The organism is Stutzerimonas stutzeri, assembly GCF_000935215.1.
Taxonomy (GTDB): domain Bacteria; phylum Pseudomonadota; class Gammaproteobacteria; order Pseudomonadales; family Pseudomonadaceae; genus Stutzerimonas.
Genome location: NZ_JXXD01000257.1, coordinates 1 through 16,512, shown reverse-complemented (window position 1 = coordinate 16,512; position 16,512 = coordinate 1). Strand labels below are relative to the sequence as shown.

General features: G+C 64.6%; 15 protein-coding genes and 1 other RNA gene. 11 read left to right on the top strand and 5 right to left on the bottom strand.

The features are described 5' to 3' along the window. Nucleotides 1-85: 85 nt before the first annotated feature. The 3 genes from efp to ffs form a co-directional block, all read right to left on the bottom strand. Entirely contained in the window at nt 86-652 is a 567-nt protein-coding gene (gene efp / locus LO50_RS21385) for an elongation factor P (protein ID WP_044316296.1), read from the bottom strand. A 177-nt stretch (nt 653-829) separates the two neighbouring features. Next, complete coding sequence (gene earP, locus LO50_RS21380) at nt 830-1,984, bottom strand: elongation factor P maturation arginine rhamnosyltransferase EarP (protein WP_044316295.1); 1,155 nt, start codon at nt 1,982-1,984, stop codon at nt 830-832. A 194-nt stretch (nt 1,985-2,178) separates the two neighbouring features. Further along, nucleotides 2,179-2,275: signal recognition particle sRNA small type (ffs, locus tag LO50_RS24370), an RNA gene on the bottom strand. A gap of 309 nt (nt 2,276-2,584) precedes the next feature. Here ffs and LO50_RS21375 point away from each other — a divergent pair. The 3 genes from LO50_RS21375 to LO50_RS21365 all read left to right on the top strand — a co-directional run bounded on the left by LO50_RS21375 (nt 2,585) and on the right by LO50_RS21365 (nt 5,215). Beyond that, nucleotides 2,585-3,571, top strand: a complete 987-nt coding sequence (locus LO50_RS21375; protein ID WP_036998901.1) for an NAD(P)/FAD-dependent oxidoreductase — start codon at nt 2,585-2,587, stop codon at nt 3,569-3,571. A gap of 100 nt (nt 3,572-3,671) precedes the next feature. Then, entirely contained in the window at nt 3,672-4,487 is an 816-nt protein-coding gene (locus LO50_RS21370) for a motility protein A (RefSeq protein WP_044316294.1), read from the top strand. Next, nucleotides 4,484-5,215 (top strand): OmpA/MotB family protein, encoded by a 732-nt coding sequence (locus LO50_RS21365; RefSeq protein ID WP_044316293.1) that lies wholly within the window; start codon nt 4,484-4,486, stop codon nt 5,213-5,215. Before LO50_RS21370 ends, LO50_RS21365 begins: the two co-directional genes overlap by 4 nt. A gap of 4 nt (nt 5,216-5,219) precedes the next feature. Here the strand turns inward: LO50_RS21365 and LO50_RS21360 are convergent, their stop codons facing one another. After that, nucleotides 5,220-6,152, bottom strand: coding sequence for a ZIP family metal transporter (locus tag LO50_RS21360; protein WP_003299516.1), 933 nt, complete (start codon nt 6,150-6,152; stop codon nt 5,220-5,222). 185 nt (nt 6,153-6,337) lie between these two features. Here LO50_RS21360 and LO50_RS21355 point away from each other — a divergent pair, with 185 nt between their 5' ends. The 7 genes from LO50_RS21355 (at nt 6,338) to LO50_RS21325 (ending at nt 14,418) form a co-directional block, all read left to right on the top strand. Next, a complete protein-coding gene (locus LO50_RS21355) occupies nt 6,338-7,522 on the top strand; it encodes an efflux RND transporter periplasmic adaptor subunit (protein WP_044316292.1) in 1,185 nt (394 codons plus the stop codon). 4 nt (nt 7,523-7,526) lie between these two features. Then, on the top strand, nt 7,527-8,747 hold the full coding sequence (locus tag LO50_RS21350) for an ABC transporter permease (RefSeq protein WP_014820809.1): 1,221 nt from the start codon (nt 7,527-7,529) through the stop codon (nt 8,745-8,747). Beyond that, the gene (locus LO50_RS21345) at nt 8,740-9,471 is read left to right on the top strand and encodes an ABC transporter ATP-binding protein (RefSeq protein WP_044316291.1); all 732 of its coding nucleotides are present in this window, start codon (nt 8,740-8,742) and stop codon (nt 9,469-9,471) included. The genes LO50_RS21350 and LO50_RS21345 overlap by 8 nt, the downstream gene beginning before the upstream one ends. Nucleotides 9,472-9,630: 159 nt before the next feature. Then, nucleotides 9,631-10,494 (top strand): MBL fold metallo-hydrolase, encoded by an 864-nt coding sequence (locus tag LO50_RS21340; RefSeq protein WP_044316290.1) that lies wholly within the window; start codon nt 9,631-9,633, stop codon nt 10,492-10,494. 23 nt (nt 10,495-10,517) lie between these two features. Further along, nucleotides 10,518-12,266 (top strand): bifunctional protein tyrosine phosphatase family protein/NAD(P)/FAD-dependent oxidoreductase, encoded by a 1,749-nt coding sequence (locus tag LO50_RS21335; protein WP_044316289.1) that lies wholly within the window; start codon nt 10,518-10,520, stop codon nt 12,264-12,266. Next, complete coding sequence (locus LO50_RS21330; protein ID WP_044316288.1) at nt 12,263-14,041, top strand: SulP family inorganic anion transporter; 1,779 nt, start codon at nt 12,263-12,265, stop codon at nt 14,039-14,041. Before LO50_RS21335 ends, LO50_RS21330 begins: the two co-directional genes overlap by 4 nt. Further along, on the top strand, nt 14,038-14,418 hold the full coding sequence (locus LO50_RS21325; RefSeq protein WP_014820814.1) for a rhodanese-like domain-containing protein: 381 nt from the start codon (nt 14,038-14,040) through the stop codon (nt 14,416-14,418). The genes LO50_RS21330 and LO50_RS21325 overlap by 4 nt, the downstream gene beginning before the upstream one ends. 299 nt (nt 14,419-14,717) lie before the next feature. Here the strand turns inward: LO50_RS21325 and LO50_RS21320 are convergent, their stop codons facing one another. Then, entirely contained in the window at nt 14,718-15,608 is an 891-nt protein-coding gene (locus LO50_RS21320; protein WP_044316287.1) for an alpha/beta fold hydrolase, read from the bottom strand. Nucleotides 15,609-15,711: 103 nt separating this feature from the next. Between LO50_RS21320 and LO50_RS21315 the strand changes: the two genes are divergently transcribed. Further along, nucleotides 15,712-16,512 (top strand): LysR substrate-binding domain-containing protein (locus tag LO50_RS21315; protein ID WP_044316286.1); only part of this gene is annotated, 801 nt, incomplete at its 3' end.

The window sequence follows — 16,512 nt, the reverse complement described above, 5'->3', positions numbered from 1 at the left end:
TGTCGCGCACCGATCGGCAAGTGAAAGGGCATAAAAAAACCCGGCGCCAGGCCGGGTTTCTTTTTCGAGCAGTCTGCGTGGCCTATCAGGCCTTGACGCGGGACTTGTACTCGCCGGTGCGGGTGTCGATTTCGATCGAGTCGCCGATTTCGCAGAACGCGGAAACCTGCAGCTCGGCACCGTTCTTCAGGCGAGCGGTCTTCATGACCTTGCCGGAAGTATCCCCACGTACGGACGGCTCGGTGTAAACGATTTCGCGAATGATGGTGGTCGGCAGTTCGACGGAAATCACCTTGTCGTTGTAGAAAACGGCTTCGCAGACGTCGGTCATGCCGTCTTCGATGAAGGTCATTACACCTTCCAGGTCGTCTTTTTCGATTTCGTACTGGTTGAACTCGTCGTCCATGAACACGTACAGCGGGTCGGCGAAGTAGGAATAGGTCACTTCCTTGCGCTCGAGGATGACCGGCTCCAGCTTGTCGTCAGCCTTGTAAACGGTCTCGGTAGCCGAACCGTTGAGCAGGTTCTTCAACTTCATCTTGACCACGGCACTGTTACGGCCGGACTTGTTGAACTCGGCTTTCTGGATGACCCAGGGTGCGCCGTTGATGATGGCCACCTGGCCGGCACGGAACTCTTGTGCGGTTTTCATACGAAATATCCGAAGGGGAATTAGAGACAAAAAACAGGCCGCGTATCATAGGGTCTGTTCCCGCCTGGTCGCAAGCCACGTTGCTGCGCCAAATGGCGCCATGCGGAGCGGCGTACAACAAGGCGCGGAGATCAGGCCACGGCGTTTCCCCACCATAATTGAAGGTGCGGTCGCACGCTAAGCGTGAACAGCACCTAGCCAATCGGTGAAGAAAAACACCAGCTTCCCGGCCAGATCGCCATTGGCTACCTGCTCGTGGGTCCAGGCTTCGGCATGTTGCAGCAAGGGCGGGTATTCGCGGACCAGAGCCGTCCAGGCTTCGCCAGCCCCCTGCCCGGCGTTCCAGGCACGCCAGAATTCGCGTAGCGCTGCGTTGGCCGTGGGCGACAGCTCATGCGCGTACAGATCGAGAAAGGCATGGAGTTTATCCCAGTGGGCATCGTCTTCCTGAGGATAGATGTGCCACACCAGCGGTCTGCCGGCCCACTGGGCGCGGATAAAGGACTCCTCCCCGCGCACTGCGTTGAAATCGCAGCTCCACAGCAGCAGGTCGTATTCGTCCTGAGTCATGAACGGCACGATGCAAAGCTGCAAACTGCCGCGCCGATGCTGATCGCCCGCATGCAGGCTAGGCACGCCAAGCCAGGCGGCAACATCGCCAAGTACTCGCCCTTCCGGGACCAGCAGCTGGTTGCTGCGCGAATCGGCCGCGAGGGCGTCCAGCCAACCGGCGACCGCAGTGTTTTCGTAGGCGAACAAGGACAACAGGCGCGCGCCGGGCTGTCGCGCTACGCCGAGCGAGGCAAGAAAAGCGGTCTGTTGCGCCATATCGCTCTGAAATTCCGCACGGCGCAACATCAGATCAGCTTCACGGATCAGACCGCCGGTCCGGGCTTCGAAGCCCGGGAAGAAGAAGTACTTCTGCAAGCCGTTGGCCTGCAGTGAGGGCAGCGCATGGCAGCCGACGATCCAGTCCTCGGCGCTCAGATACTCGAGGTTCAGCCAGAGGATGCGACGACCGCTGGCAGCCATGGCATTGATGTAGGGCTGCGGCAAATTGCAGGCGAACGCCTCGATGACCACATCGGCGGGCTCGGTAGCTGACCATTGGCCGGACCAGCGCCGGACCTCCACGCCCTCGTGCAGCTGCTGTTCCGCCTCGGCATTGGCCGCCGGGCACAGCCGAGCGAAGGTATCCAGGTCATCCACCCACAGCCGCACGTGCTGACCGTGTTCCGACGCCAGCTGCCGGGCCAGGCGCCAGGTGACGCCGATGTCACCGAAGTTATCCACGACTGCGCAGAAGATGTCCCACTTCGCTTTTACAGACAAAACCGTGCTCCTCGAGCCGATACCGGCACTTCGTGCCTCTGGAAATGCTGCGCAGGATACAAGGTTGGCGCCAGCAACCGGTTGCCATGCCATAACAGGAACGGCAGACACGCGTATACGCCCGAGCCTGCAAAGGCGTCAGCGGATTCAGATAAGAGAGAAAGGAAAAACGAGAAGATCGTTATGGAGGTGAACCCTACCAGCCACACCCCGGCACACAATGTCACCGCTGCGGCTGCTCCCTTCCGGGCCTGACCGGGTTCACGGCTGATCGTTGCGAGGGGACCGGCAGGGCCCACCATAACGAAACCCGCCTGGCGGCGAGCGGCGCCATTGTACCGGCTTATCAGCAACTTACAACCACAGACTGCTGCCACGCTTACGGCAGGCCACTTGCATCCTCTTCCATGAAGCGCCAGCAACCCGACTATCAATGGATTGAACCGGCGAGCGGTATGCGCATTGCGTCGAAAGCCTCTAGCCAAAGACCAACGTCTGTCCGAGGATGGGCAGGCTCAAGCGCTATCGAACGCTTGTCATGAAACCATGCTGTGCAGCGATTTCGCTGTGCGGCTGATGGCAACAGCACACGAGGTAATCATGAGCAAGGCTCCAATCGCCGTCATCGGAACCGGGATCGCGGGGCTCTCCGCTGCGCGCGCCCTCCACGATGCCGGGCAGGCAGTACATCTGTTCGACAAGAGCCGCGGCAGCGGCGGCCGCATGGCCAGCAAGCGCAGCGATGCGGGCTCGCTCGACCTGGGCGCGCAATACTTCACCGCCCGGGATCGTCGCTTTGGCGAAACCGTCCGCCAGTGGCAGAGCGAAGGCTGGGTCGATCAATGGTCGCCCAGCATGTACCAGTCCCATGACGGTCAACTGAAACCATCTGCCGACGAGCAGGTGCGCTGGGTCGGCACACCGACGATGAGTTCGATCACCCGCGGGTTGCTGGGCGACATGCCGGTCAACTTCAGCTGCCGCATCACCGAAGTGTTTCGCGGCGAGCAGTTCTGGACGCTGGTCGATGCCACAGGCGTAAGCCACGGACCATTCAGCCAGGTGGTGATTGCCGTGCCGGCGCCGCAGGCGGCTGCGCTGCTCTCCAGCGCACCCAAGCTCGCCGCCGTCGCCGCCAGCGTAGCCATGGAGCCCACCTGGGCGGTCGCGCTGGGCTTCGCGACTCCGTTGAACACCATGCTGGAAGGCTGCTTCGTTCGCGACGATGCGCTGGACTGGATCGCTCGCAACCGCAGCAAGCCCGGCCGCAACGGCGAGCTGGATACCTGGGTTTTGCACGGCACCAGCAGCTGGAGCCGACAGCACCTCGACCTGCCCAAGGAGGCGGTGATCGAGCGCTTGCATGGCGCATTCGCCGAGCTGATCGATTGTGTGGTGCCGGCCCCGGAGTTCACCTTGGCCCATCGCTGGCTGTATGCCCGCCCGGCCCAGGCCCACGAATGGAATGCCCTGGCCGACGCCGGGTTGGGTCTTTACGCCTGCGGCGACTGGTGCCTGTCCGGCCGAGTGGAAGGCGCCTGGCTTAGCGGCCAGGAAGCGGCGCGCCGGCTGCTTGAGAATCTGTAGAGCGGCTGCCAGCGGCTGATCTGACCCAGGTCAGCCGTACGCGCAAGGCCAGCTGCTATGATCGGGCGCTTTCTGCACTGCCCCCTTCAGCGGAGTTCCGATGAATCCCTCCACCCTGATCGGCATCGTCGCGAGCATCGGACTGCTCGCCGTCGTCATGCTCTTCGCCGCCAAAGAACCCGCGCTTTTCATCGACCTGCCAAGCCTCGGCATCGTACTGGTCGGCACCCTGGCGGCGACCTTTATCAGCTATCCGTTGCGCGAAGTCACCCGAGTGTTCGGGCTGATCTGGACCGTGATGCGCAACGAGCGCCTGTACACCCGGCAGGATCTCGATGAGCTGGTGCAGATCTCGCGACTGTGGATCAGCGGTGATCTACCTGCAGTGGAAAAAGCGGTCGAGCAGGTCAGCAATCCCTTTCTGCGCACCGGCGTGCAGCTGGTGATCGACAACACCCCCGAAGAAGACATCCTGGAACTTCTGCAATGGCGCATCGCACGACTGCGCGCCCGGGAGAATGCCGAGGCACAGCTGTTCCGGGCGATGTCCAACTATGCGCCGGCGTTCGGAATGATCGGCACGCTGGTCGGACTGATCAACCTGATGTTCATGCTCGGTAGCGGCAATATGGACCTGATCGGCCGCAGCCTCGCGGTCGCGCTGATGACGACCTTCTACGGCGTGCTGCTGGCCAACCTGATCCTCAAACCAGTGGCTGTGAAGCTCGAACGGCGTACCGAGCAACGCGTGGCGCTGATGAATCTGGTGATGCAGGGCATCTCCATGATGTGCAATCGCCGCAGCCCGGCCTACATGCGCGAAACGCTCAAGTCGTTCATCGCCCACCACGACGACGAAATTCGCGACGGCAGCCCCGCCGTACCGCGCAGCGCGCCGCAGGACGAACGCACGTGAACGGCCAGGCATCGCAGGGCAGTCGCTTCTCCCGCTGGCATATCGAGCCGCAGCGAGAGGAAGAGCAGGAAGCCTGGCTGATCACCTACCTGGACATGCTCACCCTGCTGCTGGTGATGCTGGTGATCATGCTGGCGCTGGCCGGCAAGGGCGAAGGCCAGCAGAGCGAGCCAGCGATGATAGAAGCCACGCAGCAGGCGGCTGGCGATCAGCTGGTAGCACTGCAGCCAAGCGCTTCACCCATACCATCGATCATGCCGCTACCGGCGCCGGCGGCTGATACGCAGCAGGACGACACGAGCGAAGCGAAGCCCGATCTGGCGCTGGGCGACGACATCGAGGTCATCGTCAACGATGGCAGCATCAGCTTTCGAATCAGCAGCGAAATTCTGTTCGGCTCAGGGCGGGCGGAGCTGGAAGACGCCGGGCTGGATGTGATCGACCGATTGGTCCCAACCCTCGCCGCAGGCGGTCATCGGATCATCGTCGAGGGCCATACCGACAATCTGCCCATCCAGACCGAGCGCTTCCCGTCCAACTGGGAGCTTTCCGCCAGCCGCGCCAGCAGCGTGGTGCGCTACCTGCAGCTGGCCGGCATCGAATCGACGCGGCTGAGCGCAACCGGCTACGCCGACACGCGACCGCTCGCCGACAACGGCGACGAACAGGGTCGCGCCAGCAACCGCCGCGTCGAGCTGATCATGCAGACCGAGGCGGACAAGCCCTGACGCTTCAGCCCAGCGCGGTATCGAGGAACATCATCACCGCGAAGCCCACCATGAGGCCCAGCGTGGCGGGCGTCTGATGGCCGTTGCGGTGGGTTTCCGGGATCACCTCGTGGGATACCACGAAGATCATTGCCCCCGCGGCCAGGCCGAGGCTGATGGGATAGGCGATGGCGAAGCCGCTGGACATGCCGATACCCACCAGCGCGCCGATCGGCTCCATCAGCCCGGATGCCGCGGCGACCAGCACCGAACCCAGCGCCGACAACCCGGTGGTGCGCAACGCCAGCGCGACGGCCAGGCCCTCGGGAATGTCCTGAATGGAGATCGCCGTGGTCAGCGGCAGGCCGACGCTCAGGTCGCCATTGGCGAAGCTCACACCGATGGCCATGCCTTCTGGGATGTTGTGCAGCGCAATGGCGAGCACAAACAGCCAGACCCTGTTCAGGCGTTCGCACTCGGGACCACAGGGGCCAGTGCTTTCATGCTCGTGCGGCGTGAAGTAATCCAGACCGAGCATGAGCAACACGCCAAGCCCCAGGCCGACCACCACCGTCAGCGCCGCAGCCGGGCCGTTACCGAACAATTCACGCCCCGCTTCCAACCCCGGAAGGATCAGGGAGAAAGCGCTCGCAGCGAGCATCATGCCGGCGGCAAAGCCAAGCATGCTGTCCTGGGTGCGGGTAGAAATGTCACGCAGGCCGATCGCCAGAAACGCGCCGACCGCCGTCGCTACGAAACCGGCGCTGCCGCCCAACAGCGCGTAGCGAACGTTGCCCGCCTCGCTGCTCTGCAAAGCGTTGGCGGTACCCGCCACTAGCAGTAACAGCACCGCCACTGCAGTTGCCGCAAGACCGAAGGTGATCCAGGGGTTGGCTTGCGCCTGTGCGAGCCAGGCAGCGCGCAGAGTGGCCGCCGGGCTTTGAACGGTGGACGCCATGATTTCAGAATCCTCGATGCGGGCGGCCAGTGTACTCCGCCACGCCCTGCTCCAGAGCCTATGGTCACGATAGCCGCAGACCATCGCCGACCTGCGCGCAACGCCCGCGTTGTACCCCCATGGGTATGACCGTAAGCTTGGCGGGTTCGATGGCCCGGAGGGGCCGCATTAAGGAGTGGTCCGTCGTGCCCGCTGCAAAAACCATTCGTCGCGCGCTTTTGCTGATCATCCCGGTCCTGCTGCTGGCCGGCTGGATGATCTGGCGCCAGCTTCAAGGGCCGGAACTGCCCGGTTATCGCCTGGAAACACGCCCACTGGTGCAACGCGTGGTCGCCAGCGGCGAGGTGGACAGCCAGTCGCTGGCGCAGGTCGGCAGCGAAATCACCGGCGTTATCGCCGTGCGCCATGTGCGCGAGGGCGATGCGGTAAAGGCTGGCGATCTGTTGCTGGAGCTGCGCGACGACGAGCAGCGCGCCCGCCTGCGCGAGGCGGAAGCGGCCCTGCGGCAGCTGATTGATTCCAGCCGCCCCCAGGCACAGGCCACCCTACGCGAGGCACAGAACAACCTCGAACAGGCCGATCGCGAACTCCAGCGCCGGGAGACACTGTTCGAACGCAAGCTCCTGGCCTCCGAGGCCCTTGAGCAGGCTCGCCGCGCAACGCTGACTGCCCGTGTGGTCCGAGATCGCGCCCGCCTCGCCGCCGCGGCCGTGGGCGAAGGCGGCAGCGAGGAACAGGTCCTGCGTCAGCGCCTGGAAGCGGCGCGCGCGAACCTGGCGAAAGCCCGCATCCACGCCCAGGTCGACGGCATCGTGCAGACGCGCGAAGTCGAACCCGGCGACCTGGTACAGCCCGGCCGCACCCTGCTAACGATCGCCCGCTCCGGCAGTAGCGAAATCCTGCTGCCTCTGGACGAAAAGAATCTGGCCCCGATCGAACTGGGCCAGGCCGCCAGGATCATCGCCGATGCCTACCCGGATCGAGTGCTGCCGGCACGCGTCAGCTTTATCGCGCCGAGCGTCGATACCGCCCGTGGGACCATCGATGTCCATCTCGACCTGCTGGAGCCAGCCGACTTCCTGCGTCAGGGCATGACCGTCTCGGTGAACATCGAGACCGGCCGACGCGAGCAAGCCCTGGTATTGCCCAACGATGCGCTGCGCGCCCGCGACGGAACACGCGCCCAGGTATTGCGCGTCAATGACGGCGTGGTGGAGCGGGTCGGCGTGCGTCTGGGGATGCTCGGCACCGCGCTGAGCGAAGTCAGTGAAGGGCTGGCGGCAGGTGATCTGGTGTTGATCGGCGACGCCGAGGAAGGCCAGCGCGTACGCGTGCGTGAGCAAACGATTCCAACCGGCATTCAGGACTGACTGCATGCGCCTGGCCGACTCGCTGTGGACCGAATGGAAGATCGCCCTGCGCTTCTTGCTGGACGACCGCATGCAGACGTTGCTGATCATGTTCGGTATCGCCGTCGGCTCGGCGGTGATCGTGTTCATCACGGCGCTGATCACCGGCCTGCAGGCCAATGTGGTCGAGCGCACCCTGGGCACCCAGGCGCATATCCGCATCCTGCCGCCGGACGAGGTCAACCGCATTCTGCCCGCCGCTGACCACAGCTGGTCGCTGGTGCTGGAGAGCCCGCGGGCGCAGCGCCTGCGCTCGATCATCAACTGGAGGGACGTACGCGACGTGCTCGACCAGGACGCACAGATCCTCGCGGTGTCGCCGGTGATCAGCGGCCCGGCCATCGCCCGACGCGGCGTGGCCCGCGCCTCGGTGGCGCTGCTCGGCATCGACCCGCCGCGCTATCAGCGCATCATCCCGCTGGCAGACGACCTGATCGCCGGGCTGTTCACCGTGGGCGCCGGCCATGCGGTTATCGGCAAGGAACTGGCACGCGACCTCGGCCTGGGCATCGGCGACAAGCTGCGTTTGGACGCCGGCGAAGGCCGCGAGGCGGTCGTCGATATCGCCGGTATCTTCGAGCTGGGCGTGCGCGAGTTGGATGCGCGCTACGTGTACCTGGACCTGAAACAGGCGCAGACACTGCTCGACCTGCCCGGCGGCGTCACAGTGATCGATACCACGGTCGCCGAGATCTTCGAGGCCGATCAGGTCGCCGAACGCCTCGCGCGCCTCACCGGGCTGCGCGCCGAAAGCTGGATGGAAACCAATGGGCAACTGCTCAACGCGCTCGCCTCGCAGAGCATGACCACGGAGATGATCCGTGTATTCGTCGGTATCTCCGTGGCCTTTGGTATCGCCAGCGTGCTCGCCGTGAGCGTCGTCCAGCGCACCCGCGAGATCGGCATCCTGCGCGCCATGGGCAGCCCGCGCGGGCAGATCCTGCGCGTGTTCCTGCTGCAGGGCGGGCTGCTCGGGCTGCTCGGTTCGGCCTGCGGCGGAGGCGTCGGCTGGGGCCTGGTGCAGGTTTTCAATCTGTTTGGCCCGCGGCTGTTCACCATTCCGGTCGATCCGACCCTGGTGCCGCTGGCCATGCTGGTAGCGACAATCACCGGCGTGCTGGCGGCGGCGATGCCGGCGCGGCGTGCGGCGCGCTACGACCCTGCGGTGGCGATTCGATATGTCTGAAACCCTGCCAGCCAGCCCGGTCAATGAGGTCCTGCGCCTGGAACAGGTACGCAAGGCCTTCAACATAGGCACACCACTGGAAACCGAGGTGTTGCACGGTATCGACCTGCGCCTGAACCGCGGTGAGCTGGCCGCGCTGATCGGCCCATCCGGCTCAGGTAAGAGCACGCTGCTGAACCTGATCGGCCTGCTCGATACGCCCAGCTCCGGCGAACTGTACGTGCTCGGCCAGGCGACGCGCGACAGCGACGATGAAGCGCGCACGCACCTGCGCAACCAGGCAATCGGCTTCGTGTTCCAGTTTCACCACCTGATCTCGGCATTCAGCGTGCTGGAGAACGTGCTGATGCCGCTGATGGTTCGCCACGGCAAGCCGTCACGCGCGGATATCGATCTGGCCCGCGGCCTGCTCGACGAAGTCGGACTGGCGCAATTCGCCGACAAGAAGCCGACGCAGATCTCCGGCGGCCAGCAGCAGCGGGTGGCCATAGCCCGGGCGCTCGTGACCCGCCCACCTCTGTTGCTGGCCGACGAGCCGACCGGCAACCTCGATACCCGCACCGCGCAAAGCGTGTTTGAGCTGTTTCACCGCATCAATGCGCAGTTCGGCTGCGCGATACTGGTGGTGACTCATGATCCGCGCCTGGCCGCCGATTGCGAGCGCACCATCCAGCTGGTCGATGGCCGGATTGTCAGCGATGCCGCCAACCCGCTTGCAAGCTGATCTCAGCCGCAGCGCGGCGAGCTGTTGAGCCGGGTGGTCGGGACGAATTTCGCGGCCTTCACTAATAACCAATAAATCTAAGCATATAACCTATTTCAGAGCTAAGATCTTCCCGAACAGATACCCCCACCGGTATTAAACCTGGAGAGGAGCTCACCCATGAACGCCCACGTCGAACCCTTCTTCGATCCCGCCACTTTCACCTACAGCTATGTGGTCAGCGACCCGCAGACCCGTCAGTGCGCAGTGATCGATTCGGTGCTGGACTACGACCCGGCATCCGGCCGCACCTCCCATGCCACCGCCCAGCGCCTGGTCGACTATGTACGCGAGCACGACCTCAAGGTGCAGTGGCTGCTGGAAACCCACGTGCACGCCGACCATCTGAGCGCAGCGCCGTACCTCAGGCAGCAACTAGGCGGCAAGCTGGCGATCGGCGATCGCATCACCGTGGTGCAGGACACCTTCGGCAAGCTGTTCAACGCCGGTACCGGCTTTGCGACCGATGGCCGCCAGTTCGACCACCTGTTCCACGATGGCGATACCTTCCAGGTCGGCAACATCCAGGCGCGCGCCATCCATACCCCGGGCCACACCCCGGCCTGCATGACCTATGTCATCGGTGATGCGGCGTTCGTCGGCGACACGCTGTTCATGCCCGATTACGGCACTGCCCGTTGCGATTTCCCGGGCGGCGACGCGCGCACGCTGTACCAGTCGATCCAGAAGCTGTTCGCCCTGCCGGGCGACACACGGGTATTCATGTGCCACGACTACAAGGCGCCCGGCCGTGAAGAGTTTCTCTATGAAACGACCATCGCCGCCGAGCGCGAACACAACGTGCACGTGCACGCCGGCATCAGCGAGGACCAGTTCGTCGCCATGCGCACGGCACGGGATGCCACGCTGGGCATGCCTACGCTGATCCTGCCCTCTGTACAGATCAACATGCGCGGCGGCGAGCTGCCCGAGCCGGAAAGCAATGGCACGCGCTACCTGAAGATTCCCCTGGACGTGCTGTAGCCCCAAGCGTGGAGGACGTCGACATGCAAACAATAAAACGACTGACCCCTTTCATCTCCGTCGCTGCCCAGCTGCAACCGGCGGACATGGCACTGCTGGCCGGCAGCGGATTTCGCTGCGTCATCAACAACCGCCCGGACAACGAGAACGAAGGCCAGCCGTCCAGCGAGGCCATGCGCACCGCCGCCGAGGCGTCCGGCCTCGAGTATCACCATCTACCGGTCGTATCCGGGCAGATCACTGATGCCGACGTCGCGGCCTTCCGAGCGCTACTGGCGCGGATCAAGGGGCCAGCACTGGCGTTCTGTCGCACCGGGACACGCTCGGCCTCGCTCTGGGCACTGGCCCAGGCACATCACCTCGATCCGCAGGTGTTGCTGCAGACAGCCCAGCAAGCCAGTTACGACCTAAGCGGCCTGCTGCCACGCATGCAGGGTTACTGGCAGTCGACAACCGATCTGCCGCTGCCGGGCGCTTCGAAATTCGCCGTCACGCCGCGCTACGACGTCCTGGTGATTGGCGGCGGCGCGGCCGGCTGTGCCGTGACCGCCAGTTTGCTCAAGCGCGACCCCGAACTGCGCGTCGCAATCATCGAACCCCGTGAACAGCACTACTATCAGCCAGGCTGGACGCTGGTAGGCGCCGGCGTGTTCGACCGCGCCGCCACCGAGCGCGCGATGAGTCGCTGCATTCCGTCCAAGGCGCAATGGATCCGCGCGGCTGCCGAAGCCTTCGAGCCGGAGCACCAGCAAGTGGTGCTCGAAGACGGCAGCCGCATCGGCTATCGGGCGCTGGTGGTCTGCCCGGGCCTGAGCCTCGACTGGGACGCCATCGAAGGCGCCCGCGACAGCCTCGGCAAGTTCGGCGTGACCTCGAATTACGCCTTCGAACTGGCGCCCTACACCTGGCAACTGGTGCAGAACCTGCGCGGCGGCAAGGCGCTATTCACCCAGCCACCCATGCCGATCAAGTGCGCCGGCGCACCGCAGAAGGCGATGTACCTGTCCTGCGATCACTGGCGCCAGCAAGGCGTGCTGAAGGATATCGAGGTCGACTTCTGTTCGGCTGGCGCGGTGCTGTTCGGCGTCGCAGACTTCGTGCCCGCGCTGATGCAGTACGTCGAGCGCTACGGCGCGCGGCTGAACTTCAACCACAATCTGGTGGCTGTCGACGGACCGGCGCGCAAGGCCTGGTTCAAGGTGACCGACAGCGCCGGGCAAAGTACCACGGTGGAGCGTGAGTTCGATCTGCTGCACATGGTGCCACCGCAGCACGCACCGGACTTCATTCGCCACAGCGCCCTGGCCAACGCCGACGGCTGGTTCGAGGCCGAGCACGAGACGCTTCGGCATCCGCGCTTCGGCAACGTCTTCAGCCTCGGCGATGTGTGTTCCGCGCCCAACGCCAAGACCGCAGCAGCGGTGCGCAAACAGGCACCGGTGGTCGCCGAAAACGTGCTGAGTGTGCTCAAGGGCAGCGGCCCGCGGGCGATCTACGATGGTTACGGCTCCTGCCCGCTGACCGTCGAGCACGGCAAGGTGATCCTCGCCGAGTTCGGCTATGGCGGAAAGCTGCTGCCGACGTTCCCGCTCGACCCGAAAGTGCCGCGCCGCCTGGCCTGGAAGCTGAAGACCCAATGGATGCCGTCGATCTACTTCGAGATGATGCTCAAGGGCCATGAATGGCTGGCCGAGCCGAAGCATCTGGACTTCGAACCGCGCCCGGCCGAGGCACCCGACGCTTGCGACTTCACCCAGGAGAAGAAGGGATGAAGCAGCGCTTGGCTCGCTACCTGCCCATATTGGAGTGGGTCAGGCACTATGATCGCGCGGCCGCGGCCAAGGACAGCCTGGCCGCGCTGATCGTAACGCTGATGCTGATCCCGCAGAGCCTCGCCTACGCCATGCTCGCCGGCCTGCCGCCAGTGACCGGCCTGTACGCCAGCATGCTGCCGCTGATCGCCTATACCCTGTTCGGCACCAGTCGCACCCTGGCAGTCGGCCCGGTGGCAGTGGTATCGCTGATGACTGCGGCCGCCTTGGGACCGTTGTTCGCCCCGGGTAGTGCGGAATATGCAGGCGCGGCCATGCTGCTGGCGCTGCTCTCCGGCGCGGTGCTGCTGCTCATGGCCGTGCTGCGCCTGGGCTTTCTGGCGAATTTCCTCAGCCATCCGGTGATTTCCGGCTTCATCAGCGCTTCGGGCATCCTCATCGCTCTCGGCCAGCTCAAGCACATCCTCGGCATCTCAACCGGAGGTGAAAACGCCGTGGAGCTGGTTTTGGGCCTGCTCGGAGCACTGTCACAAATGCATCTGCCGACGTTCATCGTCGGCACGACGAGCCTGCTATTTCTCTACCTGGTGCGCAGCCGCCTTTCCACTTGGCTGCAGCGTTCGGGTATGAGTCCGCATATCGCCGGCACGCTGAGCAAGATCGGGCCGGTCGCCGCCTTGCTGCTGGCGATAGCGGCGGTCAGCGTCTTTCAGCTCGCCGATGCCGGCGTGCGGGTAGTCGGCGCGGTGCCTGGCGGCCTACCCAGCATGAGGCTGCCGACGCTGGATATGACGCTAGCACTGCAACTGTTGCCTGCAGCGGTGCTGATCAGCCTGGTCGGCTTCGTCGAGTCGGTTTCCGTGGCGCAGACCCTGGCGGCCAAGCGCCGCGAACGCATCGAGCCTAACCAGGAACTGATCGCGCTTGGCGGCGCCAATGTCGCCGCGGCCCTCAGTGGTGGCTTTCCGGTAACCGGCGGCTTCGCCCGCTCGGTGGTCAACTTCGATGCTGGCGCACAGACACCGCTGGCTGGTGCGCTGACCGCAGTGGGCATCGGCCTCACCGTGCTGCTGTTCACGCCACTGTTCCGCAATCTGCCACACGCGGTACTGGCCGCGACGATCATTGTCGCTGTGCTCAGTCTGGTGGACCTCTCCGCCCTGCGTCGCACCTGGCGCTACTCCCGACAGGACGCCGCGGCCATGGCTGCCACCATGCTCGGTGTGCTGCTGATCGGCGTGGAGAGCGGCATCCTGCTCGGTGTCGGCCTATCGCTGTTGCTGTTCCTCTGGCGCACAAGCCAGCCGCATATCGCCGTGGTCGGCCAGCTGCCGGGTAGCGAGCATTTCCGCAACATCGAGCGCTTCGCCGTAATACAAAGCCCGAGGGTGCTCTCGGTGCGCGTCGACGAGAGCCTGTATTTCCCCAATGCGCGCTTCCTCGAAGACCGCGTCGCCGAGCTGATCGGGCGCTATCCGCAGGCCGAGCACCTGGTGCTGATGTGTCCAGGCGTGAACCTGATCGACGCCAGCGCCCTGGAGAGTCTTGAGGCCATCACGGCCCGCTTGCACACCGCAGGCATCCAGCTCCATCTTTCCGAGGTCAAGGGGCCGGTCATGGACCGATTACGGAACACTGATTTCCTCGCTCATTTGGGCGGTCAGGTTTTCATCAGCCAGTACGAAGCGCTGCTCGCACTGGACCCGGACACCACCCACCATGCCCGTGAACGGCAGCGTGAATGTTTTGGCAACATCAAGGAGAACGCAGGATGAAGAACGCACATGACCTCGTCGAACTGGCCCGGGCCCACGTACAGGAAGTCGCAGTCGCGGATGCCGACGCCGCGATCCAGGCAGCGGACGTGCTGATCGACGTGCGCGAGGCGGATGAGTTTCGTGAGGGCCATATCGCCGGCGCCCTCAACATTCCGCGGGGGCTGCTGGAGTTCAAGCTCAGCGGCACACCGGAACTCGCCGCGCGCGACATGAACATCGTGCTCTATTGCAAGACCAGCGGTCGCGCCGCACTGTCCGCAGCTGCGCTGCAGGACATGGGCTACCTGCATGTCCAGTCGATCGCCGGCGGGTTCGACGCCTGGGTCGGCGCGAACAAGCCCGTTGTGAAGCCGAGCCTGCCCAGTTTCGAATAGCCGGATCGCAGCGCGCAGACAAAAAAGGGCCTGTGTCAAGCCTTGCGTGTAAATCACGCGGGGCTTGAAACCATATACGGGGCAATAGGTTAGCTCTGTTTCGTATCGCCTGCATGGGAGGCGGCGTTGTGGGCTGGGAGCCACATAAGAGCCTTGGGAAAGCAAGCCGGATCGCACTGTAGCGGTGACGATTGCCGAGGGTTGGCAGGCTTGTTTGTTCATCATAGCCCACTCCTTCGCATCTCATCCAGAACGAAGAACGCGCAGCGTTTGGCTGCGCGTTCAAGGGGGCTTGCCACTTACTTCAGTTGGCAGAACCGCAGGATGGCCTCGGCCACGGGCTGCGGCGCTTCGCGCTGCGGGAAGTGTCCCACGCCATCGAGCACTTGCCGTTCGTAGCTGCCCTTGAAGAATGCCTCCCTGCCTTTGGAACTGTCGGGGTGGTTGCAGGTATCGGCACCGCCATGCAGCACCAGCGCCGGCACCGACAGCACCGGGGCCGGGTGCAGCCGCGCCTCATCCCCGGCATAGGCCGGGTCGCCCTCGGCGAAGCCCCAGCGGTGGCGGTAGGAGTGCAGCACGATCTCGGCCCAATCCTCCCCCTGGAATGCACGCACCGCCTCGTCGAAATCGGCTGGGTCGTACCAGCCGGCCGGTGCCCAGGTGTCCCACATCGTGCGGGCAAACGCCTCGCGTTCCTCCTGTACGACGCGGGCACCGCGCGGCGTGGCCATGTACCAGTGATACCAGTAGTTGCGCGCCTGCGGCAGCGTCAGCGGCTGGTTCGGATCGTTGGTGCCATAGCCGACCGACAGCATCACCAGATGCGAGGCCACGCGGTCACGCAGGCCGCAGGCATTCGCGGCCGCGCGTGCGCCCCAGTCATGGCCGATCAGCGCCGGGCTCTCCAGCCCAAGGGCATCGATGAAGTTGAGCAGGTCGCGGCCCAGCGCGGACAACTGGCCGCTGCGCGGCGTGGCGGCATCACGGAACCGGGTCGGCGCGAAGCCGCGCAACGCCGGCGCCAGCACTCGGTAGCCGGCATCGGCCAGAACAGGCGCCACGGCCTTCCAGCATTCGGGGCTGTCCGGCCAGCCGTGCAGCAGGATGGCCGTTCTACTGCCCTGCGGGTTCCATTCGAGATAGGCGATGTCGAGCCGTTCGGTCGAAGCGAAGTGGTAGTTCTGCATAGGCTTGTCTCTCATCATGAAGATGCGCCAGCGTAGCTGGACGACTCCCTTCGATTAGAGAATAATCATTCATCATTGATGATTTTTTGCGTTGAATTACCGAATGAACACATCTCCCATCGCCGATGGCCCGCCGCTGGAGACGGTGCTCCTGCGCACCTTCCTCGAAATCGTGGACAGCGGCAGCTTCGCCACGGCGGCCGAGCGGCTGGCGCTGACGCCTTCCGCCGTCAGCGGGCACATGCGTCGCCTGGAACAGATCGCCGGCGCCAGCCTGCTGGCGCGCACCACGCGCCGCCTGGAACTGACCCAGGCCGGCGACACCTTGTATGCCTATGGCCGCAACATCCTCGATCTGGAACGCGAGGCGCGCGCCAAGCTGCGGGGCACACCGCTGCGCGGACGGCTGCGCATCGGTGCTTCGGAAGACTTTGCCGGTGCCTGGCTGCCCCAGGTGCTGCAACGCTTCCGGCAGTGGCATCCCGAAGCCACGGTCGAACTGAAGGTCGGCATCACTGCCGACCTGCTGCGCCAGCACGAGCGGGGCCGGCTGGATCTCGTCTTTGGCAAGCAATGCAGCCGCGTCGAGGGCAGCGGCACGTTGTTGTGGGAAGAACCCCTGGTCTGGGCGTATGCGGCGGATCAGCCCCTGGCGGCCGGTGAACCGCTGCCGCTGGCCGTCTTCCCCGAGCCGTGCGTGTACCGCGAGTCGGCCGTGACCGCGCTGGGCCAAACGGATCGCACCTGGCGCATCGTCTTCGAGAGCAGCAGCATGGCCGGATGCCTGTCGGCGGCGCGCGCGGGCTTTGCCATCACCGTCATCGCCGACAGCCAGCGCGGCGAAGGCTTGCGCGTGCTGGGCCGCGACGACGGCCTGCCCGAACTGCCGGCGGCGCGCTTCTAC